Origin of the sequence: Paenibacillus campinasensis (genome assembly GCF_002272015.1) — a bacterium.
Lineage (GTDB): Bacteria > Bacillota > Bacilli > Paenibacillales > Paenibacillaceae > Paenibacillus_AQ > Paenibacillus_AQ campinasensis.
Genome location: NZ_NPBY01000074.1, coordinates 1 through 24,079, shown reverse-complemented (window position 1 = coordinate 24,079; position 24,079 = coordinate 1). Strand labels below are relative to the sequence as shown.

Below are 24,079 nucleotides of genomic sequence, written 5' to 3'. Positions count from 1 at the left end.
GATGCTGCCCTTCAACTAGAACTTCTCCTTGATCTCATCCGGGATCACTAACAACTTTTCCAAGTCACTTTTGAAATCCCGAAATGACTTACCGGCGTTGTATAGCGTTTCGACCAATGAGGAAAGTGCTTGCTCGGCATGAGAGATGGCGAGCATAAGTTCATGCTTTCTAAACATCTCATCTGCAACCGATTGACAGAAACGCTTGTACGCCGTCTGCGCCTTTCTATCATCAATCGCCTGGAGAAAATCTTCTTGCGCCCAAATTTCCACCAGCTCAGAATCTGGACGACAAAACACAATGAAGATAAGACCGTCTTCCTCGTACCAACTTTGGAAGACTAAAACTTGCGAATTACCTGCCGCGTCAAAAACCCGGTATAGACGGTCGTTTTGCAGATGCTTGAAATTTGAAATTTTCAACATAATGGCGAAACCTCCTGATTTAAACTTTGTCCTTTGAAACCCAACATCCGGCTTCGTTTGCCGGTCTAGCCCGAGCGGCAATGAGCGGATTATTTGATTTTGGTTTGATGAGCAGTTTCCTTCTGCTGGTAAAGCGAGCGTATTGAGTTTTCAAAGAACATCCGTATGTCGTAGCCGTCATAGCGCCCTCACCACGCAGACAGCCGGAATGCAAGGGCTCGTCCGGAGGATGGCGTTCTCGAAAGAGAAAAGCCACCCTTGCTTGGAGGATGGCTGCGTGGTTTGCTATGATCAACGGATACGACATGCGATTGGATGTTCAAAGAAAACGAAAGGAGCTGCGACTGCAGGAGGAACCTCTCGCGAATCAAACCGGTTTTTCATCTTCGAATAAGCTAACAAAAAGGCAGCGAAGACGTCCCCAGGACGGCAGCGCTGCCTTTTTTCTTTTGAGAATGTTTTTGTCATCGAAGGATATTCTTCGAGGTCCGAGCTGTCGGGATGCGGAAATGGGCATCCCGGTAGCGAAGCGACACCATTTATTCCGAAGCCCTGCCCGCAGGCAGGGCATCCATGAGGGCCGGTCCACCTATTGAAGGCTGCGAACCCGACCTCTAACAACCCCACGGAAATAACCGAACTTCGGAAGTTCCTTCAAAGTTCGATCAATTTGTGATATGATTAGGACATAAACAGGTTATATCATATATACACTGTATATCTAACAGAAGGTATATTTGCTGAATTTCGAAGTATACTAAAAAAGAGCCTTCATCCTGGTACGATGAAGACTCTTAGGACCAAAAGCTGTGGAAACCCACGGCGCGCTAAGTTAATTGCTTAACGAAAACCCACCGAAGGCGACCTAACCTTTTGCGGTGGGTTTTCGCTTGTTTAGCTTCCGACGAATCCAACGGCAAAGCTTCCGGGCACTGAGTAAAATACTCAGTGCCGCAGCAGTACCTTTGAGTATGTCTAGCAGCTCCACAAGGGCGATCATGGCGTCACCCCCTTGACGAGAGTCGCGCCGCGATCACTCCACCGCACCTTCAGTCCATAGGATGATTATACCAAAATCATTTACGGGGCGCACTATACGATCGGATGTTTGAAGAAGACGAAAGAAGCTGTCACTGCAGAAGGTCTTCTTGGGAGACAAACAAGGGGCTTTCTTCTTCGAAATTGCTGGCTAGCCTGCACGCCACCGGGTACCCAGGTTGCATTGTGAAACAATGCAAAAAGCCCAATGGAACAGCGATGACCTTCCGCTGGTCGCTTGGGCTTTATGGGTGGTGGGGTTTCGTGCCCGATAATCCGGAACTTAGATCTACCCTCAATCCAAATGCATTCGTGAACTACCTGCCACCTACGCTTCGCTTAGAGGTGGGGGCTTCTAAGGTAATCGTACCTCACGGTACGAAATTTACTTAGCTATCGAGCCTATTCCATGCTCTATATATGATTATGCTAACAATCGCAATCCTTCATGTTTGACGTTGATAGAAGCGTTCCAGTCCCTGTCTGCCACAAAACCACATTCACAGTGGAATATGCGCTCAGAAAGAGATAGAGACTCCTTTACTTGACCACAACAGGAGCAAGTCTTGGATGATGGAAACCACTTATCTATTTTGATAATCTTTTTTCCTTGCTCCTCTAACTTGTATTGGAGAAATGTCGTGAACATGCCCCATGCATTATCAGCAACACTTTTTCCGAAATTGAGGGCTTGTGACATTCCTTTCATGTTGAGGTCTTCGATAACCACGCAGTCATATTGTTTCGATAATTTGTGCGATTCCTTATGTAGAAAGTCTTTTCGTTGGTTCGCAATTCTTTCATGTAGCTTCGCTACTTTCAGACGCTGTTTGTGCCAACGATTAGAGCCTTTCTTTCTGCGTGATAAGATGCGTTGTTCCTTTGCTAACTTTTCCAGGGCTTGACGATAAAAACGAGGATAATTGGCTGTCTTACCTTCTTCACTATCGACAAATAAGCCATTCATGGAAAAATCTATGCCAACAACAGCTTGTACTTCTTTTGGTACAGGTTGGTGTTCATATTCGGTGAGAATCGAAACGTAGTATTTCCCTGTTTTTGTTCGAGAAACCGTACAAGACTTGATGATATGATGCGACGGAATTTCCCGATGTTGCTTCATTTTCACAAGTTTCAGTTTCGGTAATTTGATATAGCCATCCAAAAGCATAATGTTTCCATTGACCACATTAGTTGTGTAGGATTGTCTCGCCTTACGGTTTTTGAACTTCGGAAATTCAGCACGACCAGAAAAGAAATTTTTGTATGCTTTTTGCAGGTTTAGTTGGGCATTCGCTAATGCCAGACTATCTACTTCTTTGAGCCATGCAAACTCTTCTTTGTACTTAGCAGGAGTCGGGAATTTTTGCTTCTTTAGCGTTTCTTTGTCGTCCTTGAATTGTTCATATGTTTCCTTTTGCTCCGAAAGCATTTTGTTGTAGACGAAACGGACACAACCGAAGGTTTTTGCAAGAAGTTGCTCTTGTTCTTGCGTTGGGTACAGACGAAACTTATATGCTTTATTTGCCATATCGAATCACCTCATTTCATACCTTGATTTTCTATATATTTCTTTATCACTTCAATAGGCGAACCGCCTGTTGTAAGTAAGCAAAAACTTCTTGACCAAAAATACTCTTTCCAAAGTTTTCTTTTCACTTGTGGAAAATTCTTTTTGATAAGTCGAGAACTTGCGCTTTTATAAGCGTTGATGAACTTTGACATTTCAGTATTCGGATGTGCTTTGAACAAAATATGCACATGGTCAATATCGTGATTCCATTCGATTAAGGAAATATTGTAATTTTCACCTAATCGTACAAACATATCTTTCGCGTAGTCAGATAAGTCATCGTCAATCACTTTTCTGCGATATTTTACGACCAGAACGAGATGATAATACAACAAGAACACTGAATGATTATTATTGTCTAATTCCATTGATATAACAACCTTTCTTTTACCTAAGACTGATTATATCATAGTACAAAAAAAGAGACAACTTTAGGCTACGCCTAACCGAAATTCATCTCCCACTTACACTGGTGCTGACGCACCTTCACGATTAGAAGTAGGAGACTTCTTTCGGAGGGAAGTTAAACTCGAGTTGATGCCCCTCAATATCATTAGCCACGAGCAGCTGCAGCCTCGCTTCATCGACACTTTCAAATTGATCATAGAACGTCGTCATACCCTCACTCCTTCTATCTTGAATTCTCTATAAATCATCAACACTTTTATATTTAACTATACCTCAATCACAAAGAAAAAGTGGAAATAGGGCTTGTATAGAATCCTTGTAGGACTGCAATGATGAATTGTATAATTTGATTGATATTTAGATACGTCTCTAAGATCGGCCTAAAGCCGGGCATCATGGAGGCGCTTTCTCATGAATGGAGGACAATAATTGAAAAAAAGTATTTTTGAATCAATAGAATCTATAGATCCGCCCATCATTACAGCCTTTCGAAATGTAATAGCGCATTTTCTATCATCACCATTCCCTATAAAAGAACTTACTTATCTTCTACAAGAACTAAGCGATTTTGAAATAAAACAGTTCCAAGCGACTATGAATATGAAACCAGCCCCCAAAAGGATAATCGCAGCGAACGGATTCATTCAAGTCATTCTTGCCCGAACAAAAAAACCAAGCCAAAAACTAAAATTGATTGAAGCCATTATGATGACCATCATCGAAGTATACGAAGATCATCCGGATATATCAGATACAGATTTTTTAGCTTCAGAAAAAGAAAAAATAGATAAGTATGGTGCTTGGAAGTATTATTGGGCACTCCTCTTCTTTCCGAACCCAACCGCTCGGACAGAACAGCGTTTGAAGGAACTTATAGTGGAGCTGCCTCCTCCACAAGACCATACCCCCTCGACTCTCGATCAGACGAAAACACCGGCAAAGAAAGAACAAAAGGAGAGTATGTTGGTTGCCCAAGAACGAGCGCAGCGTCGCGAAGCAGAACTGACGATCGATCGCTTGCACAAGAAAATACGCGAACACGAGGGCTTTAACACGCACTTGAAAAACGAAGTTGAATCATTAACGAGCGAGATCCAAAAAACAACTGCGGAGCGAATCGCAGCTGAGCAGAAGTATGCCGAGGAGCGTCAGAAGAGACTCGAACTGGAAAGCGAGAATGTTCGACTAAACAAAGAAATAAAAAGATTGATGGCCCTATTGACTCAGCAGCAGCTGGAATTCGATTCAGCATTGAACCGGCTCCAGGAAAAAATAGATCGTCTAGAACAACAAATGGCCCAAAAAGATGATCCCAGTGTCATATCGGCTCAAATGATTAACCACTTGTATGATCATTCTCAGAACCTTCTAAATAACATGATAAATCTCCCTCGTGAAGAGCAACGCACTCATCGCGAGAAGATCCTGAACACTTTTCATTTAATGAATCAGATAGAGAATCACTTCTTCGATTCCGAAGTTGAACGTGAACGTAAGTCAAACGATATCGATAGCGATAACAACAATGAAAAAGATCCGGCAACAAGAGAAATTCAAGCACCTAACAGCACAGCCGCCGAAACGCGTACAGGCACATTTTATCGTAAAGACTTGGGTGGGGTTATTGAATTTGATAACGGCGAGACAATCTATGTTCGAGAAGCAGTTATTCACACGATAGGATTAGAACATGAGGCTGAAGTTACTTGCGAAATCGTAACACGTGGTGGCAAGACGACTTGCAGCAATATTCAGATCATCTTTCAAGGCGATGATTCCTATGCGCCGATCGAGCAATTCCTGGGATTTATCGAGATCGGCGAACACCATACGTACTACTGCGTGGATGTAAACAATCCAGAAAGTCGATTCCCGATTCATTATAAAGATGTAGAGATTCAGCAACCTCTTCATGGAAGCCCTTGCTTGTTCAACGTGGGAATAAACAAGAATCTCGCCCGTCTTTCAAAGCTATACAGCGAGAATGATAATGAAGGAAATACACCAGAAGAAAAACATACGTTTATCAAAAAGAAAGAAGATAGGAAGAAAAAAATAACTCGTAGTACAGAACCATTTCTGGAAGGGTGCAAAATTGCGGTGATTGGAGGTCAGGCCAAGTGGTTTGAGTCTGTCGTTAAAGAAACGGGGGCCGAATACGTGCACGAGAATGGAGAGTCGCCGGAACGAATCTTCGCCGAACTTCGTAAATGTAATGCCTTATTCAAACTTTTTACGGCGACATCACATAAAGCCATTTGGTCCGCTGTAGAGATTGCTAAAGCAAATGGAATCCCACAATTCATGATCGAAGGTTCTAAGTCAAATCTAAGATCTCTACTGTGGGAAAACAAAGAGTTGATCCGGAATGGACTACAAAAAAAGGAAGATTAACTCTTCCTCTTTTGATCCATGGACTCAGCCAGCTCGATGAGCTCTGCCTCCTTTGCCGATCTTGTTGCTTTTTTATGATGGACGGTGAAAGTGATGATTAAAAAAAGAAGAGAAAGCGCTAAAGCACCAATAGGAACCAAAAGCCATACATTCGCCATATCCGTTAGGGCATAAATTAACGAGACCATTAAGAGGATCATGCTGAGTGAGTTCAATAGACTGTGGGTTGACTGATTCATTGAGTATGAGGAAGCAATCGACTTGTGGTAAATCTTCAAAACTACTCTCTCATCGTGAGATAGCTGCTTGTATTCTTCTACTTTTTTTTCGGATTCTTTAAGTTCTTGTTCGAAACGAGTGAATGAAACCATACCTTTCCCCCTCGACATCATGTACTTATTATTATCTATATCGGTATTAATGGCAGCATAATTTACCTGGATAAGGTGCATCGGCGAAGATCGAAAAAAGAAGTAACCCGCCACAGGTTGGCTAATCTGAACCAACGGGTTACTTCCTTTTGAAATCTATGTTTACCTTATCATAGCCGAATATATAACTCTACATCAAACTTCGTTCCCCTTATAAATGAACGTCTTCCAGCACTGCGAGTCTCATTTTCCCCGCCTTTGTCCAGTGACGAAACCGAACGGTAGCTTCAACCATAGGCTTGATATACACATAATCCTTCGTTTCGTGAGTTTGATGACGAACCATAATGGGAAACGCCTTGTTCCGGCGCTCCTCAGTCAATCCATACTTCACGACACCGGCCGGCTCTAATTGTCCATTCCTCTCTACACCAACGAGCCAGGCCAGCTCCCTTTTTGAATAGCCAAGGATAACACACTTCTCTCGTTCATAAACCACGACACGCTGCCATATATCCTTCGGTCTTCTTCCGGAATAATATTTGCTGTCCCGTTTCTTAATGACAATCCCTTCAAGCTTTTGTTGCTTACATAATTCAAAAAATGAAATAAAGCTGTGCTCCATAAATCGAATACGCTTCATGACATCGTTCTCCTGAAGGGCTTCATGAAGAATTTCTTTCCGTTCCATCAGTCCGTGGGCACGCAGATCCTCTCCCTTGTATCGAAGAATATCAAATGCCACAAAGGTTAATCCTGGAGTTCTCTGCTTTACCTTTTTCGTTTGAAAACGACTCATCATCGCTTCAAAGTCAGGTTTCCCGGTAATGAGATCAGATATGATGAGTTCACCATCTAGGGTTGTTCCCGGAAGGACTGCTGAAGCTGCAGCTGAAGTCACCTCCGTGAAACGGGAAGAAATATCATTTTGATGCCGGGTATACATTTTAACGCGATCATCGACTTCCAGAACAGCACGTATGCCATCCAGTTTTAATTCCGCAATATGTTGCGGGGATTCAAATGGTTGCTTGAGATCCGCTAACAACATAGGATCTATCATAATCATCACCACAAAAAGCTTACCATAGTGAGACGCCACGAAATAACCGGGAGTTCATGGAAAACCTCTGCTTGCAGAAGGAACAAGAATTGACCCGACATTAATTTACACAATCACCCATGTGATGTAGAATGATGACAAGAACGTTCATTCGTATTTAGTCTGGAGGTATGCAATTTGTCTATTCCCGAAAGTCAGCTTGAAACATGGGCACACCAAGGCGCAATTACATCATCCAAGCTTACCCATGAACGAATTCGAGGCGTTATTGATAGTAGTCCGGTCTTCAAAAATAAAGGAGTTGAAATTGATACCTATCTTCAAGGATCTTATAGGAACTCCACGAATATTCGCGGAGATTCAGACGTAGACATCGTTGTTCAATTAAACAGCACCTATGCTTATAACATAGACCAGCTAGATGTCAATGAAAGAGTATGGTTTGATATGGAGTTGAGCCCAGCTACATATTCGTGGGAAGAATTTAAAAAAGATCTCATTGACGTGCTGGAAGATTACTATGGAAGATTGAGCATCAAGGTTGGTAACAAGTCGATAAAAATTTTGCCGGGTAATGGACGATTACCAGCTGATGTGGTTCCTTCCTTACAATACCGTCATTATACGCAATTCACAGGCGAGAGCACTGACTTTGTTGAGGGTATATCTTTCTGGACAACCAAAGAGAACCGTCAAGTCATTAATTTCCCAAAAGTTCATTATAGTAACGGTGTTACAAAACATCAAAATACCCGTGAGAAGTACAAAGCGATGATTCGAATATTCAAAAACGCACGATCTTATATGCATGATAAAGGGCTTTTTGATAAATCACTTGCTCCTGGCTACTTTATTGAAGGGCTTCTTTATAATGTTCCGAACAACAAATTCCAAAGCTCCTATAGCAATTCTATGTACGAAATCTTGAATTGGTTTCATAGTGCTGACTTCACCCCCTTCCTTTGTCAGAACAAACAACTTTACCTTTTTGGGTCTGCTCCTGAACAATGGCAGATTAAAAATGCAGAAAGATTTCTATCGGCCATTATCAATTTATGGAATGATTGGGGAAAGTAAAGCATGCATACCTATTCAACCGATTCAGACGAAAGAAGCAAAATCCCTTTGTATCTGGCAATATTGAGTATTTTATCTGCTCTTGGACTGCCCAAGGCGATGAATCTCTTGGGGTTCACCACACCCTGGTGGCTCGATGCACCAGCCGTTGCAGGCTTCTATACTATTTATTACCGCCTTTTTGATACTCTCTTATGGAAATGCACATGGTTTGGGAAAATGGGCATCATTAAAACACCTGATCTCAACGGTACCTGGTCTGGCTATTTCTTAACCTCCTATGACGAACATTCCACACAAAAAGAAGCTGAGATTGAAATAAAACAAACCTGGACAAGAATGCTTGTGGTGTTTAAGAACGGAACATCATCATCCAAGAGTATGACATCTTCGATCATCACTACCGATGCAGATGGACTGGTTCTAAGTTATCAATATCAAAATGAACCTAAGTATACTGCGGCCAGCACCATGAATATTCATCATGGGTTTACTAGACTGGTATTATCGAAAGACCGAAGACAACTTGACGGTGAGTATTTCACAGGACGAGGAAGGCTAAGTTATGGTTCTTTGCATTTCAAACGCTAATGAATCTCAAGTAATGGATGAATATTTCTTAGCACAGCCCGCCGGCACTTGTCGGCGGGCTGTGCTAAGAGGGTTATGCAGCCCCCTTTGCGCCCTCCTGAAAATAGAGTTCATGGAGTGCGTAAATTTCCTCTAAAGCTTCCTCACAAGTTGCTCTCCATTTTATTTTCCCGTCCGCGTGCATAAAGATATTTACGAATGTCTTTATATTGGATTCGCCCCGAAAGACGGCATCATAACACAGTACAAAGGAATCACCAGTAGATAGGCGCTGTATGCGATCTTCATGAAATGAGAATCCACTAAGTTTCTCAAAGTCTTTACAAAAGTTCTTGAAAAGGTGTTCTTGTTTTTTCATCTTTGAATCAGCTCCTTTTGATTTCTTAACCTTACGCGTAGAGCGCACCACGGAGCGCCGTCAATGCAAGTCTGGCCATTTGAATAAAGGGCTGGGGACGGGCGGTATAGTCCGTCACCGGCCCTGCTGCGAAGCTCTCCCTCGGCCACCCCGAAGGGGCATGGACTTGCATTGCTTGAGGCGCGGAGTGGTAAGATCGGAGCGTAAGGTCTGAAAACTTTTTGTTCAAAAGGAGCTGCGGCAGCAGCTCGTTACCTTTTCCGGGGCGCGTCAAAAAAACAAAAAAAGCCGGCTATTCTAAGCCGGTTTTGTCCATTCATTCCGATCGAGGAATCACCGCATGCGGTGATTCCTTCCACCAGTCCCGCGCTACATGGCTTGGATCCATTTGCAGCCATCGGTGCTAACAAGCCCTCCCGCATCAAGGATTTCCTGCAGCGCCTGCCTTCCTCCTACGGGAATATAGGGAACATCTCCCTCAAATGCCAGGAATCCAAGTTCCGGATGTCGGAGAGCATATCCCTCCGGCTGATAGTACCCCCCGGCGGTTTTGAATCTCTGGCTTCCAAGTTTCACGATTTCCAATTTTTCATTCATTTCAGATAAATTCACGTTAACCGCTCCTTCTGTTTATAATGCGCCGCCCGGCAAGGCGGCGCTCCTCTTCTATACTGCAATTTGATCTTTATTCGGCTTAATGTTCTGGATATAGTCTGCCGCTTTTTGCGCTGCGTTTGCTGCAGTGACAATTAAGCGGCTATCATTTTTTAGAACCTTCATCCAACTATCAATATATGCCGCACTGTTCTCAATAACGGGTTGTTCAATACCAGCAATACCGCAAAGCATCGCGGCGCCAAACTCGGCAATCAGTTCTTCCTTGCTATATTGCTCGTCGGCAAACTTCCTGCCAAACTTCCGGTTAAGTCTGTTTTTGTGGCCCGTCGAATGCACCAATTCATGAAACAAGGTGGCATAATATTCCTCCGGGCTGTCAAAATCATTTAGAGGTGGGACAGAAACCCGGTCAAAGAACGAATTGTAAACGGCCCTGCCACTCTTAAACACAATTTCAGGAGCATTAGCAAAATCGTTGATTATGCGTTCCGCCTCCAAAATTGGGTTATGCTGCGTGTCATTCGGTTTTTCTGTTATCGGCCTCTTAGATGTCAAACCCGTGCATTGTGTATTAACGTTGTACACCTTGTAATATCTCAAAACAGGGAATTTTTCTATGGTGTCCTCGTCTACTTCCTTAATGTAGTCCGTGTAAAAAACAATAATATTATAATTCTTTCTCTCTTCAGGCTTCACCGTTCCGCCTGCATCATGAATTTGCTTCCATGTTGCATACTCCCCGCCAGGCTCAGTAAGAAGCTTGTTTATGCCGCGATAAGGTTTTTCAGTAAACCAATTTATCGCTTCTTCACCAGGTTTCCAAGGTCGTCTCCAAGGTGCTACACCCTGGGCCATAAGCTTTAGAATCTGCTCTGTTACGATTTCATATACTGTTTTTTTCATCTTGATTCCTCCTAAAAGTTGTTTGGTGTTTTTGTCATCCGCATGGGAGGGTGTCCCGAAAGGGCGTTTTTTTCGCCTTTTGACGCGGAGCTTGGGAATAGGTACATAGCTGACTGGTCAAGGGAATAAGCACAAAAAATCTTTCCTTCGCCGGGCAGGAACGTAGAGCCCCTTGGCCGGAGGGGAACCGCCGGCTTAGGGGCTCTCGTTATCGACCGAAGCCCTGCCGCAGCGGTGCGTACCGGCTCTTACCTGACGTGGTTTTCGACAGGTTAGAGCCGGTAGCATGAGCCCGAACGATGTAAGAGCCTTTCCCCTGCCCAGCTGGCTATATAATATGGATCGCAAGCCAAGTCCAGGATGCCCGCCATTCCATTTTCTGAACGCTGTGTTTATGAAACCTTTCAAAATATGCCTGGGCTTTATCGGCCCCATTTTTCGATGCGATAAATATCCAATAACCATGGGTTGTATCCGGCTTCACATCATAGCCAGGCGCATTTCTTTTCAACCAGTTCTCTATATTTTTAGGCAGCTCCACGATCTGATCTCCTTTCTTCAAAATGTACAGTGCAGCAGCCGCCCGCAATGCCGAACGGCGGTGCGGGCGGCTGCCCGTAAATCTAGTTAGATGAACCGACATCCTGCAGAGGAAGACATCCTTTTGGGCAAGGGCATTGCTTTCTTCAGTGTGATCTCTTTACTCTTCAGATCGTAACGCTGCTCATACCTCACTTCCCCAACCCAGAAAAACCAATGGTATGAAACACCTGGGATTTCTTTGTCATCTTCGAAACCCATCTCATCAATTTGTTCTGGAGTAAAGTGCTTTTCTTGAAACCTACACATCCGTTTGAATTGTTGCTGTTTCAATGGCATAGCGATCAATCCTTTCCGTGAATAATATATGGTTTGGACAGCCGTGCGGCTGCCGTTATTTAATTCATTTGATAAACTCAGAAATCCGTGTCGGCAGCAGTGACTTTGACCCTACCCTTTAAAAGAAATGTATCAGATAAGTTAAATAACCCATCAGAATCCCGAAATAGATTCAGGCCATCCTTACTCATAAGGAAAGTGGCCAACTTACTTACAACGCCGTAGTCAATCGTGTAGATAGCTCCTTCTTCGAACTTCATTCCATTCACTCCCCTCCTGAATAACCTTGCCTTCCGCATGGGACAGATGTCCCGAAAGGGCGTTTTTTTCGCCTTTTGACGCGGAGCTTGGGAATAGGTACATAGCTGACTGGTCAAGGGAATAAGCACAAAAAATCTTTCCTTCCTGGTAGACAACCATTGAAAGGAAAGATTTTTTTGCCCCTTGATCTGGCAGCTCGCCTACTTGGCATCCAGGCGGTGGAGGGGCGCAGCCGGAGGCTCGGCCGCCTGGATGCTTAGTAGGCTTGTTCCTGTTACCATGCGGATGGCAAAAGCGAAAAAACCAAACACCAAAAGAACCGGCGTTATGCCGGTTCTATCCTTGCCCTGTTCATCATTCTAGAAATTGCCTTCACGTTAGATTTTCGCTCCGTGCGGTGGGATCAGCGCCGGGCAGGAACATAGAGCCCCTTGGCCGGAGGGAACCGCCGGCTTAGGGGCTCTCGTTATCGACCGTAGCCCTGCCGCAGCGGTGCGTACCGGATCTTACCTGGCGTGGTTTTCGACAGGTTAGAGCCGGTAGCATGAGCCCTATCAGATCTTTCGAATTCGATCCACGAATTTCAACGAAGTGAACCCAAGAGTCAATACCTCCTCTCGATCAGTCACCAACGACTCTTCCAAAAGGATCAAAATCACATCAAGCATTAATCTGCCTTTTTCATGAAGACATAAATTGACGACTCTATGTTCAATACAATCGGTTCATTCGGTTATTTATTCTTGAAGGTACAATTTTAATATATCTATTTGGATTCCAAGAGCTTGATACAAAATGTACATAAAGGAACCGAACAATCCGACAATCAACAGCAAAGGCAATAATGACTCAAAAAAGAACTCTAAAAAAAATAACTGTCTCTCTGCATCGAACTTCTTTTTTTCTTTTTTCATTGAATCTCCTCCAAATTATTTTTATGGTAATAAGTCCGCAATAATCAGTAAAGCAGCCAAGCAAAAGGCCGCAGGAAAGAGAAAACCGATTATTGTTTTCGTGGTGTTCACCTCGTCATTTGTATTACCCAAGGCAACAAGCCCGGATAACAAAACACACACTACATAAATCGAGATCACCAAAAGAGATATTTCGAGATGTGTCATTTTACTCATTCTCCTTCCGATGCAATCAGCTAGGTGTTTCCTGAAGCTTTACTACAATGATTGTTTTTTTATGTACCGAATCCTGGTTAATTCGCATCACAGCAGACACAGGAAGTCGATCCATAACCCAGTCCGGCAACTGCGCATCCGGATCTGGAGAAGTGATGTTGAGAAGGCTGTTTGCCGGATCATATTCAAATCCCATGTATTCTGAATCGAATCTGGCCCTCGTTTCCAAGTAGTAATGTTCCGGGGCAAAATTGCAGGTCAATACCATAGCCCGCGGAACCACCATTCCTCCAAAACGATACGTAGGCTGATCCATTACGGATCTCAAAGCCTCATACTGATCCTGATCTGATACTCCTCTTGGATATACAATTCCGGCGGCTCTTAGAATATCCACTTCCTCTATACCGCGAAGGAGATCTTCCTTGGAATGGATCTCTTCTTCACCCGTACTCCAAGTGATGAAGTATAGATCTTCATCTTCGGGGTCAACGCCGTCAAAGGTAAAGGACCATATCTGTCCATTTACGACTGTGTCATATTGTTTACCGATGGAAAAAGGGGTGATTTCCATAATTAGTCCCTCCAGATATTAATGAATCTTGTCGATATTAGACTAAGGATTATATTCATGCCCTCACATTACACCCGTGTAGTAGACAAGATCTGATCGTGATCGTACCCATTCGTTTGACTCGTCTCATTGACTTTGGTAATCAACACATCCTCACCATGTTCTTCGCACAGCATGGCTTCAATGTTTTCCTCACTCGCCGCAACGATTAAAGACTTGAAATAGCCACCTGTTGCTATCCCACCCATTCCATAGAATACTTCAAAACATTTCATAATAATTTTCCCTCCAACGATCCAGTAACGCTGCTTGTGACAACAGGATCATATTTTCGTACTATTAAAATACCTTTTCGCCTCTTGTGAGGCACCCACTGTTCGCTGTAAATCGTTATTTAATTTCTATAGACCTCAAGGCCCTCAATTCTTGCTCTATTTCAGCAACCCACTCTCCGTGTATCTCTTTAGCCTTTTCAACAAGGGGAGAACGTTTTGAGCAAATGTAGTAGCAATCGTTATATCTCGTTACTTCATCCGTATACTCCAATTTTTGAAGAACTTTCTTTGCTTTTTTAATTTCTATGACTTTCTCTTTTTTTGAGTAATAAAGTGAGTACACCTGTTATCTCTCCTTATGTCCGCCTTTAATCCTCGTATTTGAATCTTCTAACATTGATCACACCCGCTGATATTTTACTAAGAGCACCGAGAGCGTCTTGATGTTGCTGCTTAGTTACTTCTAAATACTTGTCTTTGGTGTATCCAATTTCATCCTTGTAATCATCCTCCAAAGATTCAGCCCATTTTATACGCCCTTCAGTATCTTTCACGTATTTTTCCAAAGCAGATTTTATTGCAGATGTTTCACCACTAGTGAGATCCATAGTTTGATACTCCCCCTCCTTTTTAATTTTTAGCGCCTCGCTTGTTTTCAGCGTCATATCAATTCCGGTAGTATTATTCGTCTCATTAATCGTCCGCCTCTACGTACTGCTTTCCATTCCAGATTTTGTTGTGCACTTTACGCTTATCAAACACCCATTCCGGAATACTTCCCGCATTCGCATACAGAGGCTCTTCGTGCTTACATGTCGTGCACACTACTCTATCTGACGGTCCACCTTTCAAATAACAGCCGACGACTCCTCCATTCTAATTCCGGTCCAGCAATCGACTCCACCGCAGCCATAATTACAGAATTGCCAAATTAATAAGATAGGCAAGAAATAAAACAATAGCCACTGGAAAAAACATTTGCTTCCAGAAGTCAACTTACTCATTCATTTTTATTTAGAAGAACTTTTTTCTCCAAATTCCCTGGCAGATTCAATTAATGACAGAATCACCTGCATGTTTGGAGCCAATACCGATGCTGGCCAACCTTCGTCATTTAACCGAGATATTTCAGCTATTTCAATTTCAGTCATCTTACGCCCAATTTGTTCCTCAATCAGTTCTATAACTATGTTTGTCATCATTTGTTTTACATTCTCCTCTCAACAAAATATTTAAGGTCTCTTACGTCCAGCTGATCGACTCCACCGCAGCCTCCAGATCCTCAGCACCAGGAGTCGTATAAATCATGGTCATTTCGATATTCGGCGTCCCGTCCTCTTTATAATGCCCCATCAGCATGGCCACTTTCTGAAGGTCGTTACCGGCAGCCACCAAGTCGTGCCCGAAAGTGTGTCTAAGAGCATGGCAGGTAAGATGTGGGATTCTAGTCCTCTCGCGGTACTTCTCTACCATATGCTGCACGCCGCGGACTGACATTTTCTTTGAACGTTGCGAAGAAAATACATACGGGCTATCGTCCTTGCGCTCTTTAAGGTAACTTTCTAAAGAGTTTCGCACTTCAGAATTTAAGGGCACCTCACGATCCTTGTAACCCTTACCATGTATGTAGGCGTTCCCCGATCTCGCATTTAAAGTCACATCGGTTAGCAGAAGATTACACAGCTCGTGAACACGTAACCCAGCTCGTAACATCAAAGTCACAATGGCATTGTCTCTCTTACTACCACTTTTACGCACTTCTCGCAAAAAGGCGTTCTGTTCGTTCCTAGACAACCATTTAGGCGTTCGCCGGGCCACCGGTGGTTTTTTCACCCGTTCAACTGGATTGTCCGGAATAAAGTTGTTTTGTGAAAAAAAATGAAAGATGGCATTTAGATGTACGAACGTGAGCTGCATCGTACTTGGTTTAGCAGGCGCTCCTCCCCTGCCTCCAAATTCAATCATGTAACGCTTATAGTCGGAAATATCCTTCTGAGTAGCCTGGCCAGCATCTTGAATATCCGGATCGGAATTTTGCATCCACTTTTGAAACTTACTCCATGTCGCTTTGTAATTTGCAATTGTCCGATCAGACGATCCTGACTGGTCCAGATGATGAATAAAATAGTCGAACATTTGCGGCATTCATGAATCCCTCATTTTGTAATTATAGAAGACGACAAGTTTTTCTTTTCTTACGAAACGGTAGAATCTAGCTTTATTTATTCCATTTTATCACAACTCGTCATCTTCTGTATAGATAAGACGACGAAAGTGTTTATAAGCCCTCGATCCCATAATAATGGCAGATCATGAGAACTTCTCTTTACACATAAATAAAAGTTGTTCTTGTTTTATCGGTGATCAGTCATTTGTACAAAAGATATTTGATACATATTACTGATGCATAAAAATCTGTATTAGTGTAATATATTTTAAATAATCGGAAAGGAAAGGTGATATTGATGAATTTTGCTATTATAGTAATATTACTCGGAGCTGTGATTCAATTTGTTCTGGATATTAGTATTAGAAAAACAGACGAGAAGATATCAGACACGGATGGTATTATCCCATACAGGTGGTTTTGGGTGATTGCGGTAATTTTTGGAATTCTGTTAGAGGTTTTTGTTAAAGTACCTACTTATAAATATATTGGGCTTGGCGTATTACTTACTCTAGTGTTCGGTGTTAAATCTATCTTTCAATGGAAGTACATTCGAAGTTCACAAAAACATATTACTTCACTATGCATGATGGCCTTATCTATAATAGTTACTATTGTTTACATCTTAATCTAACAAAGACCGCACAATTAGTGCGGTCTTTTATTTAAATTAAGAAGCGTAAACCCAAGTTCCATCGCGTCGTTGCATACGGTCAATGGGGCCAGCTCCAGTAATGAAACGTATTCTACCTCCAGCGTCGGTGTACTCTACAAAAGCAGCTTCAAATTCAATGCGTTGGTATTTATCAGTGTTATTATTAAACCAGGTAGAGTGTCGTAAAGTCCCTTGGTCCCTCCCGTGCAGACCATTTCTGATAGCATTGAGGAAATAGTTATCCGCTAGTGGACCAGCAATGATAATAGCAATTCCCGTTGCTACACCAACAGGAGTACTCCTTGCAAAGGCAAGAGCCAAAAAGGTAGTCGCATAACTATTGATGGCTTCGAGTTGTCTCCGGATCCAGTCTTGGCTTGCTTTCCGATCAAAGGCATCCACTGCAACTTGTTGTGCGGAAACAATATCGTTGAGTTCAGAAGCAGTAACACTAAGTCTTTCCCAATATTCACGTACATCAGCCATGATAAAATCCCTCCAGATTTAATAGATTTAATTAGAGATAGGGGCGGGAATCAAACTAAGCTGTGCCCCGCAGCCTAGTTTGATTGAATCAGGTTACATATATATAAAGAGAAATGAATCTCAATATCTACAACCACAACATAAATTTTAATTAAGATCAAATCTATGGATAACTTCTATCATTGATAAATATAGTTCTTGCCTTAGATCCTCTCGGTGATCAGGAGGTACTTGACGTAGTGACGCATTTATTTTAGGGGTGAAAGAGTCCAGAATCTCTACTACAGCATTTTTATCTTTATGTAGCTGTGCTTTCAAAAGTAAATCTGCCATCATAGATTATCTCCCCTTCACTTTATTTTTTTGTGTAATTCATCCTTCAGACCATTAATTGCTTCGCTCAATTCAATAATTTTTTTCTCAAATCTAAGAAGTAAATAAGCGGTGATAGCAATCGGAAACCCTAAATTAGCAATCAAACCTACCCAATCTAATTGATCCATTTGCCCTCACCTCTGTTCTTGATTGGTTAATAACTGTCTTAGTTTGCGCAAAGAATTTAGACGAATTTTTGAAACATTTTGCTGAGATACGCCTAATACTGTCGCTATTCCTTTGTCATTGAGGCCCTGTACATACGCCAGGGATAAGATCCTTTGTTGTTTTTCTGTAAGCTTAGTGTATGCCTGGAATAGTGCAGAATCTGATATGTGATCTTTCAAATCAGGGGGTATGGCTTCCGGATCGTAATAAGCCATCACGATTGATTCTGGACGTTTATCATTGTCCAAAGTTAGAGGAAACCTATTGATCGAAACTCTTCTTTTCTTGTCATAATTAATAGAATTGTAATGAATAAGATTAGCCATGTACTTAACAAAACGCCGAGTTATATCTTCCTTTTCCAATATACCACTCACCTCCTTTAGAAAAGACCCCTCTAATAATACATAGAGGAAGCGAGTTAATATTTTACAACCAACAGAACAAATGTTCTTATATTTTATCATTCAATTTCCAAAAATCCAAGGTAAGATAAAAATGCGCTATGAAAAAGGAAACGCCGATCACTAGTCTGGCGCTTCCGATTTTTTCTGCTTATTTTTTGAACTTGCGTTTATGGTGATTCCTTATACGCTTCCTCGGCAACCTCCGATTCCGGAAACGAGGAGACCCCTTCTGGATTGGAGACGCTTTTCTTTTTCTGAAGCGCTGTTTAATCCAGTTCCATATTTTCCAGAGAAGGAACTCAACCAGTGCCTGCAGCATAGGATGCCTCTCGATAAAAATCAATGCATGGATAATTCCCGTCATTATTGTCGCAAATGTTAACATTTTAATACTCTCCTTTGCTTGCTTGTTTTCGAGCATGATTTGGAAACTTTCAAGTTCACCTATTCAATTGAAAAGCGCCTTTGAAATATAACCCTCCCTCCTGTGTTTTTCTGGCGGATTAACTATCGGTTTATCCTGCCTTTTAGTTGTTGTGAAACGTCAAAAAGACGTCCAATGGACGTCCTCTCATGATTAAAAGTGTTTTCAGCTGCTTATTTTTGCTGGTCCCATTAAATTGAAAACTCCATTTGCCCTTCTCCGGATACTCTGTATCGTTCGAAGGTCAATCGTGTTCCTGCCCCTGTACAAAGATGCGGCAGGTTTGCCCGAACCAAGGCTTCCGGCAGCGCTGGTGGAACCGAATTGCCACATCTGGCTACCTGTTGAGATTTCGATATGGTTCTTCCGTCAGCGTCAATATTGATGATATAACTGTCAGGAAAGCCCATCGCAGCAAACAATTCGTGAGGTTCTAGCATTCGGAAACCAATATCAACGATTCGGAAAGGAACTCCGTGGATTACAACCACAATACCGAATCGATCCTTCGTGGTGATCGTATTGATCGGTTGATCCAGGCGCTGCCCGATGCTTGCACCATTGTACTGCATCAAGAATGCGGCAACGTTAAGGCTCCTATCTTCTATGTCCTTTAAAGCAGCTTCGCCTTCACTCTGCAGAATCGCTTCGGCAATCCCGAATTTATTACCTCCTGCAGTTATGGTTCCGATCGGCTGACTGAGATCTAGCACCCGGGGTTCCTGCCCTTTTCGTTCACCGTATCCCATCTGGATCAAGACGGGATTGACAAGCAAATGCTCGTTTTTTGTTGTAATGGTCGTTAGAGGGTTTGTCACCGGATACTGCAGCCGATCTCCCCCAAACCCGGTTTGCCCAATTCTTGCTACGAACGGCGTTACAACTCCCCAGCCATTTTTTGAGGTTATTGTTTGCATAGGTTCTTGTATCGACTGCCCCCGAAAACCTTCTCCCTGATGGTTCACCTTGATTACAAAAGGCAATATGTAGGGGTTTGGATCATTGAGTACGAATTTTTCAATACCTTTAGCTATTCGCCGCTGTGTATTGTCTGCAAGCGGCCGTTTTCGGTCGAAGATACTCGGACAAGGAATAGACCAATCAATAATTTCAGCAGCGGTTCGCCAAGGCTTCATTTTACCGCTTTTCACTTGAGGACTATCCGGATGGCCATGCGTTTCTTTTGGCCATACAATCGGCTTGCCGTCGCAGCGCGCCATGAGGATCAAGCGCTTCCTACTTGTTGGTGCGCCATAATCTCTAGCGCGTAACTCCCTCCATTCGACAGCATATCCAAGCTTCTTTAGCGTCCGGATGAAATCCCGAAAATATTTTCCTTTTCTCTTTGGATCTGGTGTGAGCTGCTGGTCACGCCAAGCGACAACTTCACCCGGAGCAGCGACACTTCCATCCACTTTCAAAACACGTCCCGTTTGGGGATCCCGCTTAGCAATCAGCGGCCCCCATGAAGTAAACTCTTCGACGTTCTCCAAAATGGCCATCCGCATATGAGTTTTTCCACACCATTTGACCATAACCCACGCAAGACCGCGGATGTTTTTCTGAACTGGACGACCTCCCTTCGCTTTTGAAAAATGTTTGCAGTCCGGGCTGAACCATCCTAATCCAATAGGGCGTCCGGCGGCTGCTTCCAAAGGATCGACTTCCCAAACGTTTTCACAGTAATGTTTGGTATGAGGATGGTTTTTTTTATGCATCGCGATAGCATCGCGATCATGATTGATGGCGATGTCAACGGAACAGCCTAATGCACGCTCCATTCCGGTGGAGGCCCCGCCTCCACCAGCGAAATTGTCAACCGTAATCTCTCCTATATAATCCTTGTCATATCCATATTTTTGATTCAGTATGCTGATTTTTTTCGCTGTATCTTTCCCTGGTTTGGAAAGAATCACATCTCGTTTTCTCCAATATGTAAATTTGAAGGATTTCATAAAATTCTCACCTTCCTGGTAGTATTCCAGTGGATCGACTCCTGTCGATCCACCGCTTTAATGTCCTAGCAGAAGATAAAACCATACATTTTGTCCTCGTTCACATCTGTAAAACTTCCACGCTTAATGAGAGCGATCATTTCTTCTGTAAAACTGGCTACCTTCAAGTTGGTTTGTTCATGCATGTTTAGGAAGTCTATAACCTGGGTTATCCCTTCCTCAAATTCTCCAAACTCGATCCGTCCAAGCAGCTGTGATATAAATAGCTTTACTTCGTTTGCTGTATTGACGTCACCGTGAAGAATCCTTAGATACAGCAAGAGCTCTTCCATCATGATCACACCTTTCATTTCAAATTTTTAGACTTTAGAATATACTTGCACTCCCTTGCGATCGCTCGGGCTTCGTCTTGCAATTCCGAAACCAGGACACCCGGAACCTTTGGAAGATAAGCAATCATATCCGAATAATATTCATCTTCCTCGACCGGGCAGCCGCACCATCTCACCCCGTCCACTCCCTTAATCTCCTCGAAAGCCTTTCTGAATTCTGCTTCACTTTTACAGATCAGCTCCACTTCAAACCCTGCCGTTCTGCCTTCCTCTTTATGCTTCTGTACCGAAATCTTCATTACCTGATCCACTCCTTTTAAAGTTCATCCATCGCTTCAAGCAGCGCGGTCATTTTCTCTTGATCCCCATTCGCCCGGGCCTTTTCATAGGCAGCTTTTAGTTTCAACATTGATTCTTCGTATTGCTTTTGAGCCAGGCACTCCGATATTTCATCAAAATCAATGGGTTGGGCTACAAACATTGTGATCTCCTTTCAAAATAGCTTTTTGGCGTTGCCAACCGCATGAGATGCGGTCCCAAAGGGCGTTTTTTCGCCTTTTGACATGGAGCTTGGGAACCGGAACATAACCGGCTAATCAAGGGTTAAAGCAAAAAAACTCTTTCCCACCATAACAATCATGCTTTGGAAGGAAAGAGTTTTTTGCCCCTTGAATAGTCGGTTGGCCAACTTAATAACCAGGCGATGGAGGGGCGAAGCCGGAGGCTCGATCGGCTGGTTATTTAGTTGGCCTGTTCCGGTTAACATGCGGGTGGCAAAAGCGAAAAAGCGTTACAATCAAGGAACCGGTTTCCGGTTCCAACCATGTTTATTTCCCCATGCCACCGGGTACCCACAGTGCGCCTATATTCCAGGCGATCCGAAAGGATCGCTTCCTTATAGCGCAAAAAGCCCAATGGAACAGCGGTGGTTTTCCGCTGGTCGCTTGGGCTTTTCGTGGGTGGTGGGGTTTCATGGCTCTAAGATAAGATACTCTCCCCAAAGTTTAAAACAGAATGATGTTTACGCTGCAGATCCATCAGTTCAGCTTGGATTTTTTGGATAGAATCCTGGTTGGACACTTTAGCCAAATCATGGAGATCAGCCAAGCGTTCCTCCAAATAAAAATACCGGAATACGTCAAGGATTGTTTGGTATGCTTCATATGCCCCAGCAGCAACCGATTCGTTTAGCTTACGCATATACTCTTCTTTCAGTTTCTTGACTTTAAAACCCTTGCCCCCTAAATGTCGAATCACTTCCCCAAGGGGACGCTTATGGGCTTCAGGAAAGAGAAAAGTATTGTTCAACCTTGCCAGTTCATTGTGCAAAAAGTGCTCTACTTCACTCGGTTGATCAACGTATGGCGCTTTCTCAAAATGACAAGCCTGGTTAATAGAGAGCTTTCTATCGCAGTCTGTATATAAGTAAACCCGCCCAACTTGCCGAATTGTATACGAGTCGATCCCACAAAAGATCTTGTCCCGATAATAAAACTCCCCCTGCCTTCTTTCGAAAGGAGCATTTGGCGGCGGCAGCATGCCACCTTTCTTCAAATATACCTCCCCGATCCGAACCAGGATATGCAGATCATAAGTCGGCAATCGATATTTCGTCAGCAAGGTGTGAAGAGCTTCGTAAGCTGTTTTACGAAAATCATCCAACTGCTTAGTGTAGCCAAACATCCGATGTGCAACTTCAACTTTGAAGTCAGCCGTCCGGATATCCCCGTAACAGGAGAGTGTTAGTGATACCAGTTTCCGGAAATCGACATCAACCTCAAGCAGCTCCAATAAATAAGCATTCAGTTCCTGGTTTGCTTCAATTTCTTTCGTACGGCGATATAATTCAATTTCTTGTTCGATTCTGTGATTTAACTTAGCAAGGAGACCGGTCTTCTGAATGATAGACATCGGTTCTTCAAATGCGTGCCCGTTAATCGCCTTCTGCGCTTCCCTTGCCTCCTCGATCTCTTCCTTCATTAAATACTTCTCATAGGCCAAGCGTCGATCTGTACTGAACCGGCAATCCGTATAAGGAGTCATTTGATTGGAATGAATCCGCCGCCTGGCTTGAACAATTATTCTTTCGAGAATCGCTTTTGCTTCTTCCTTATCTTGCAAAGCATAGTATTGATCTTCTTCAAGGCAAGCATTGCTCAATCTCAAGAAATGATGATACATACCAATCACGGTGTCTCGCTCCGGAGTATATCCAAACGCTGACTTAATCCTCGATTTCATCATCTCGGGCGTCGTATTCTCTCCCATGTAAATATTACAGTATTCCTTATAAGGACTGGCTTTCGGCAGCCGCTCAAGATTCGCTTGAAAATAGAGTGCGAATGAAAATTTCGATACGGAAGATTCTAGAGAATTTCGTCTGACATAACTGGCCGTCCATATTCCTTTCCGATCCACGAAAGATACATCTCCGACATGATCGTATTCAATTGAGTAGGCATTTTTCCGGAATTTCATCAATATTCCTCCTATTAATCTGCCGCCGCCTGGTTTTTCCAGGCGGCCTATAATCAACGTTCTTATGACCGCACAATTTATACTGAAGCCCGCCCCTAGAGATCGATCGTTCAAAACAGAACAGGGTTTTCTATCTCCTCCGAGTCTGGCTCCGGCCTCATTCGTATTGCTTCTGGCCACGAATAACCATCCAAGACGAGCTTCTTCCTTTGAATTGATATTTCACTATACTGTATCTGCTCTTTAAACCGAGGAATGATTTCATTGACTAACAAAGATGCGTATTCCCGGTTTTCTTTGGCCTGTTTGGTTTTAGCCATATTTCTCGAAAACTGTTTAACTTGCTGCTCAAGCCGATCAATTTCGGCTTGTTGCTCATCTATATATCCCTGAGTATCCCTCATACCTTGGAGAAGATATCTAATATTTATACCGAGCTCCTTATGTTTTTTTCTCCACTCATTGAATTGGTCGGAGATACGTTCTCCCTTGAGGTCCTGAGAAAATTCCTCTGCGATTTTTTCTTCGATTTCACGCAGTTGCTCGTGAAGACTCTTTGGTTGCATGGTCTCATTTCGATTAACGTATACATGATGCAGGTTCATATTAATCCCTCCATTTAAATCAGTGTGCGGCCGGTGTGCTTGCCGCTTGGCACAAGCTTATCAGGTCGAATTTGCTGCTTCGAAACCC

The 24,079-nt window shown here is 43.1% G+C and carries 33 protein-coding genes; 3 read left to right on the top strand and 30 right to left on the bottom strand.

Features of this window, described 5'->3' with window-relative positions; translation table 11 throughout:
• Positions 1-15: 15 nt before the first annotated feature.
• The 4 genes from CHH67_RS21270 to CHH67_RS27120 form a co-directional block, all read right to left on the bottom strand.
• A complete protein-coding gene (locus CHH67_RS21270) occupies positions 16-426 on the bottom strand; it encodes a hypothetical protein (protein ID WP_095267387.1) in 411 nt (136 codons plus the stop codon).
• 1,462 nt (positions 427-1,888) lie between these two features.
• Positions 1,889-2,995: an RNA-guided endonuclease TnpB family protein gene (locus tag CHH67_RS21260; protein ID WP_095267385.1), complete on the bottom strand. Its 1,107-nt coding sequence runs from the start codon at positions 2,993-2,995 to the stop codon at positions 1,889-1,891.
• A gap of 11 nt (positions 2,996-3,006) precedes the next feature.
• On the bottom strand, positions 3,007-3,405 hold the full coding sequence (gene tnpA, locus CHH67_RS21255; RefSeq protein WP_095267384.1) for an IS200/IS605 family transposase: 399 nt from the start codon (positions 3,403-3,405) through the stop codon (positions 3,007-3,009).
• Positions 3,406-3,529: 124 nt separating this feature from the next.
• The gene (locus tag CHH67_RS27120; protein ID WP_280523063.1) at positions 3,530-3,655 is read right to left on the bottom strand and encodes a hypothetical protein; all 126 of its coding nucleotides are present in this window, start codon (positions 3,653-3,655) and stop codon (positions 3,530-3,532) included.
• Between the two features lie 219 nt (positions 3,656-3,874).
• On the opposite strand from CHH67_RS27120, the gene CHH67_RS21250 reads away from it, so the two are divergent.
• Positions 3,875-5,839 (top strand): DUF2325 domain-containing protein, encoded by a 1,965-nt coding sequence (locus CHH67_RS21250; protein ID WP_095267383.1) that lies wholly within the window; start codon positions 3,875-3,877, stop codon positions 5,837-5,839.
• Here CHH67_RS21250 and CHH67_RS21245 read toward each other — a convergent pair.
• Together CHH67_RS21245 and CHH67_RS21240 are read right to left on the bottom strand one after the other, a co-directional pair.
• A complete protein-coding gene (locus CHH67_RS21245; RefSeq protein WP_095267382.1) occupies positions 5,836-6,345 on the bottom strand; it encodes a hypothetical protein in 510 nt (169 codons plus the stop codon). The two genes, CHH67_RS21250 and CHH67_RS21245, sit on opposite strands and share 4 nt — an antisense overlap.
• A gap of 76 nt (positions 6,346-6,421) precedes the next feature.
• The gene (locus tag CHH67_RS21240) at positions 6,422-7,261 is read right to left on the bottom strand and encodes an ATP-dependent DNA ligase (protein WP_218832065.1); all 840 of its coding nucleotides are present in this window, start codon (positions 7,259-7,261) and stop codon (positions 6,422-6,424) included.
• Between the two features lie 189 nt (positions 7,262-7,450).
• Between CHH67_RS21240 and CHH67_RS21235 the strand changes: the two genes are divergently transcribed.
• Both CHH67_RS21235 and CHH67_RS21230 read left to right on the top strand, forming a co-directional pair.
• Positions 7,451-8,350, top strand: a complete 900-nt coding sequence (locus CHH67_RS21235; protein ID WP_095267380.1) for a nucleotidyltransferase domain-containing protein — start codon at positions 7,451-7,453, stop codon at positions 8,348-8,350.
• A 3-nt stretch (positions 8,351-8,353) separates the two neighbouring features.
• The gene (locus CHH67_RS21230; protein WP_095267379.1) at positions 8,354-8,941 is read left to right on the top strand and encodes a Cap15 family cyclic dinucleotide receptor domain-containing protein; all 588 of its coding nucleotides are present in this window, start codon (positions 8,354-8,356) and stop codon (positions 8,939-8,941) included.
• 73 nt (positions 8,942-9,014) lie between these two features.
• Here the strand turns inward: CHH67_RS21230 and CHH67_RS21225 are convergent, their stop codons facing one another.
• The 24 genes from CHH67_RS21225 to CHH67_RS21110 form a co-directional block, all read right to left on the bottom strand.
• Complete coding sequence (locus CHH67_RS21225) at positions 9,015-9,299, bottom strand: hypothetical protein (RefSeq protein WP_095267378.1); 285 nt, start codon at positions 9,297-9,299, stop codon at positions 9,015-9,017.
• A gap of 31 nt (positions 9,300-9,330) precedes the next feature.
• Entirely contained in the window at positions 9,331-9,528 is a 198-nt protein-coding gene (locus tag CHH67_RS26580) for a hypothetical protein (RefSeq protein WP_218832063.1), read from the bottom strand.
• A 140-nt stretch (positions 9,529-9,668) separates the two neighbouring features.
• Entirely contained in the window at positions 9,669-9,911 is a 243-nt protein-coding gene (locus CHH67_RS21220) for a 3-isopropylmalate dehydratase (RefSeq protein ID WP_244908284.1), read from the bottom strand.
• A gap of 54 nt (positions 9,912-9,965) precedes the next feature.
• Positions 9,966-10,820 (bottom strand): ArdC family protein, encoded by an 855-nt coding sequence (locus CHH67_RS21215; RefSeq protein WP_095267377.1) that lies wholly within the window; start codon positions 10,818-10,820, stop codon positions 9,966-9,968.
• A gap of 328 nt (positions 10,821-11,148) precedes the next feature.
• Complete coding sequence (locus CHH67_RS21210; protein ID WP_144029299.1) at positions 11,149-11,361, bottom strand: hypothetical protein; 213 nt, start codon at positions 11,359-11,361, stop codon at positions 11,149-11,151.
• Positions 11,362-11,447: 86 nt separating this feature from the next.
• A complete protein-coding gene (locus CHH67_RS21205; RefSeq protein ID WP_095267375.1) occupies positions 11,448-11,699 on the bottom strand; it encodes a hypothetical protein in 252 nt (83 codons plus the stop codon).
• Positions 11,700-11,776: 77 nt separating this feature from the next.
• Positions 11,777-11,959 carry a hypothetical protein gene (locus CHH67_RS21200; RefSeq protein WP_095267374.1) on the bottom strand — a complete coding sequence of 61 codons (183 nt, stop codon included), beginning with the start codon at positions 11,957-11,959 and terminating at the stop codon, positions 11,777-11,779.
• A 738-nt stretch (positions 11,960-12,697) separates the two neighbouring features.
• Complete coding sequence (locus tag CHH67_RS26320; RefSeq protein WP_179292189.1) at positions 12,698-12,874, bottom strand: hypothetical protein; 177 nt, start codon at positions 12,872-12,874, stop codon at positions 12,698-12,700.
• Positions 12,875-13,106: 232 nt separating this feature from the next.
• On the bottom strand, positions 13,107-13,664 hold the full coding sequence (locus CHH67_RS21190) for a hypothetical protein (RefSeq protein ID WP_095267372.1): 558 nt from the start codon (positions 13,662-13,664) through the stop codon (positions 13,107-13,109).
• A gap of 68 nt (positions 13,665-13,732) precedes the next feature.
• Positions 13,733-13,939 (bottom strand): hypothetical protein, encoded by a 207-nt coding sequence (locus tag CHH67_RS21185; protein WP_095267371.1) that lies wholly within the window; start codon positions 13,937-13,939, stop codon positions 13,733-13,735.
• 115 nt (positions 13,940-14,054) lie between these two features.
• Positions 14,055-14,282 carry a hypothetical protein gene (locus CHH67_RS21180; RefSeq protein ID WP_095267370.1) on the bottom strand — a complete coding sequence of 76 codons (228 nt, stop codon included), beginning with the start codon at positions 14,280-14,282 and terminating at the stop codon, positions 14,055-14,057.
• A gap of 25 nt (positions 14,283-14,307) precedes the next feature.
• Positions 14,308-14,604, bottom strand: a complete 297-nt coding sequence (locus CHH67_RS21175) for a hypothetical protein (RefSeq protein ID WP_095267369.1) — start codon at positions 14,602-14,604, stop codon at positions 14,308-14,310.
• Between the two features lie 345 nt (positions 14,605-14,949).
• Positions 14,950-15,141: a hypothetical protein gene (locus CHH67_RS21170; protein ID WP_095267368.1), complete on the bottom strand. Its 192-nt coding sequence runs from the start codon at positions 15,139-15,141 to the stop codon at positions 14,950-14,952.
• A 40-nt stretch (positions 15,142-15,181) separates the two neighbouring features.
• Positions 15,182-16,084 carry a tyrosine-type recombinase/integrase gene (locus CHH67_RS21165; RefSeq protein ID WP_095267367.1) on the bottom strand — a complete coding sequence of 301 codons (903 nt, stop codon included), beginning with the start codon at positions 16,082-16,084 and terminating at the stop codon, positions 15,182-15,184.
• A 692-nt stretch (positions 16,085-16,776) separates the two neighbouring features.
• Positions 16,777-17,247: a hypothetical protein gene (locus CHH67_RS21155; protein WP_095267365.1), complete on the bottom strand. Its 471-nt coding sequence runs from the start codon at positions 17,245-17,247 to the stop codon at positions 16,777-16,779.
• 147 nt (positions 17,248-17,394) lie between these two features.
• Complete coding sequence (locus CHH67_RS21150) at positions 17,395-17,583, bottom strand: helix-turn-helix domain-containing protein (RefSeq protein WP_095267364.1); 189 nt, start codon at positions 17,581-17,583, stop codon at positions 17,395-17,397.
• A 14-nt stretch (positions 17,584-17,597) separates the two neighbouring features.
• Positions 17,598-17,750, bottom strand: coding sequence for a YvrJ family protein (locus tag CHH67_RS21145; protein WP_095267363.1), 153 nt, complete (start codon positions 17,748-17,750; stop codon positions 17,598-17,600).
• Between the two features lie 6 nt (positions 17,751-17,756).
• Positions 17,757-18,155 (bottom strand): sigma-70 family RNA polymerase sigma factor, encoded by a 399-nt coding sequence (locus CHH67_RS21140; RefSeq protein WP_179292188.1) that lies wholly within the window; start codon positions 18,153-18,155, stop codon positions 17,757-17,759.
• 657 nt (positions 18,156-18,812) lie between these two features.
• Positions 18,813-20,576, bottom strand: a complete 1,764-nt coding sequence (locus tag CHH67_RS21130) for a DNA cytosine methyltransferase (protein ID WP_095267360.1) — start codon at positions 20,574-20,576, stop codon at positions 18,813-18,815.
• A gap of 65 nt (positions 20,577-20,641) precedes the next feature.
• The gene (locus CHH67_RS21125; protein ID WP_095267359.1) at positions 20,642-20,926 is read right to left on the bottom strand and encodes a hypothetical protein; all 285 of its coding nucleotides are present in this window, start codon (positions 20,924-20,926) and stop codon (positions 20,642-20,644) included.
• On the bottom strand, positions 20,923-21,207 hold the full coding sequence (locus CHH67_RS21120) for a hypothetical protein (protein WP_095267358.1): 285 nt from the start codon (positions 21,205-21,207) through the stop codon (positions 20,923-20,925). The genes CHH67_RS21125 and CHH67_RS21120 overlap by 4 nt, the downstream gene beginning before the upstream one ends.
• Positions 21,208-21,224: 17 nt before the next feature.
• The gene (locus CHH67_RS26315; protein WP_179292187.1) at positions 21,225-21,389 is read right to left on the bottom strand and encodes a hypothetical protein; all 165 of its coding nucleotides are present in this window, start codon (positions 21,387-21,389) and stop codon (positions 21,225-21,227) included.
• Between the two features lie 497 nt (positions 21,390-21,886).
• On the bottom strand, positions 21,887-23,386 hold the full coding sequence (locus CHH67_RS21115) for a hypothetical protein (protein ID WP_095267357.1): 1,500 nt from the start codon (positions 23,384-23,386) through the stop codon (positions 21,887-21,889).
• A 110-nt stretch (positions 23,387-23,496) separates the two neighbouring features.
• The gene (locus CHH67_RS21110) at positions 23,497-23,991 is read right to left on the bottom strand and encodes a hypothetical protein (protein WP_095267356.1); all 495 of its coding nucleotides are present in this window, start codon (positions 23,989-23,991) and stop codon (positions 23,497-23,499) included.
• Positions 23,992-24,079 lie beyond the last annotated feature (88 nt).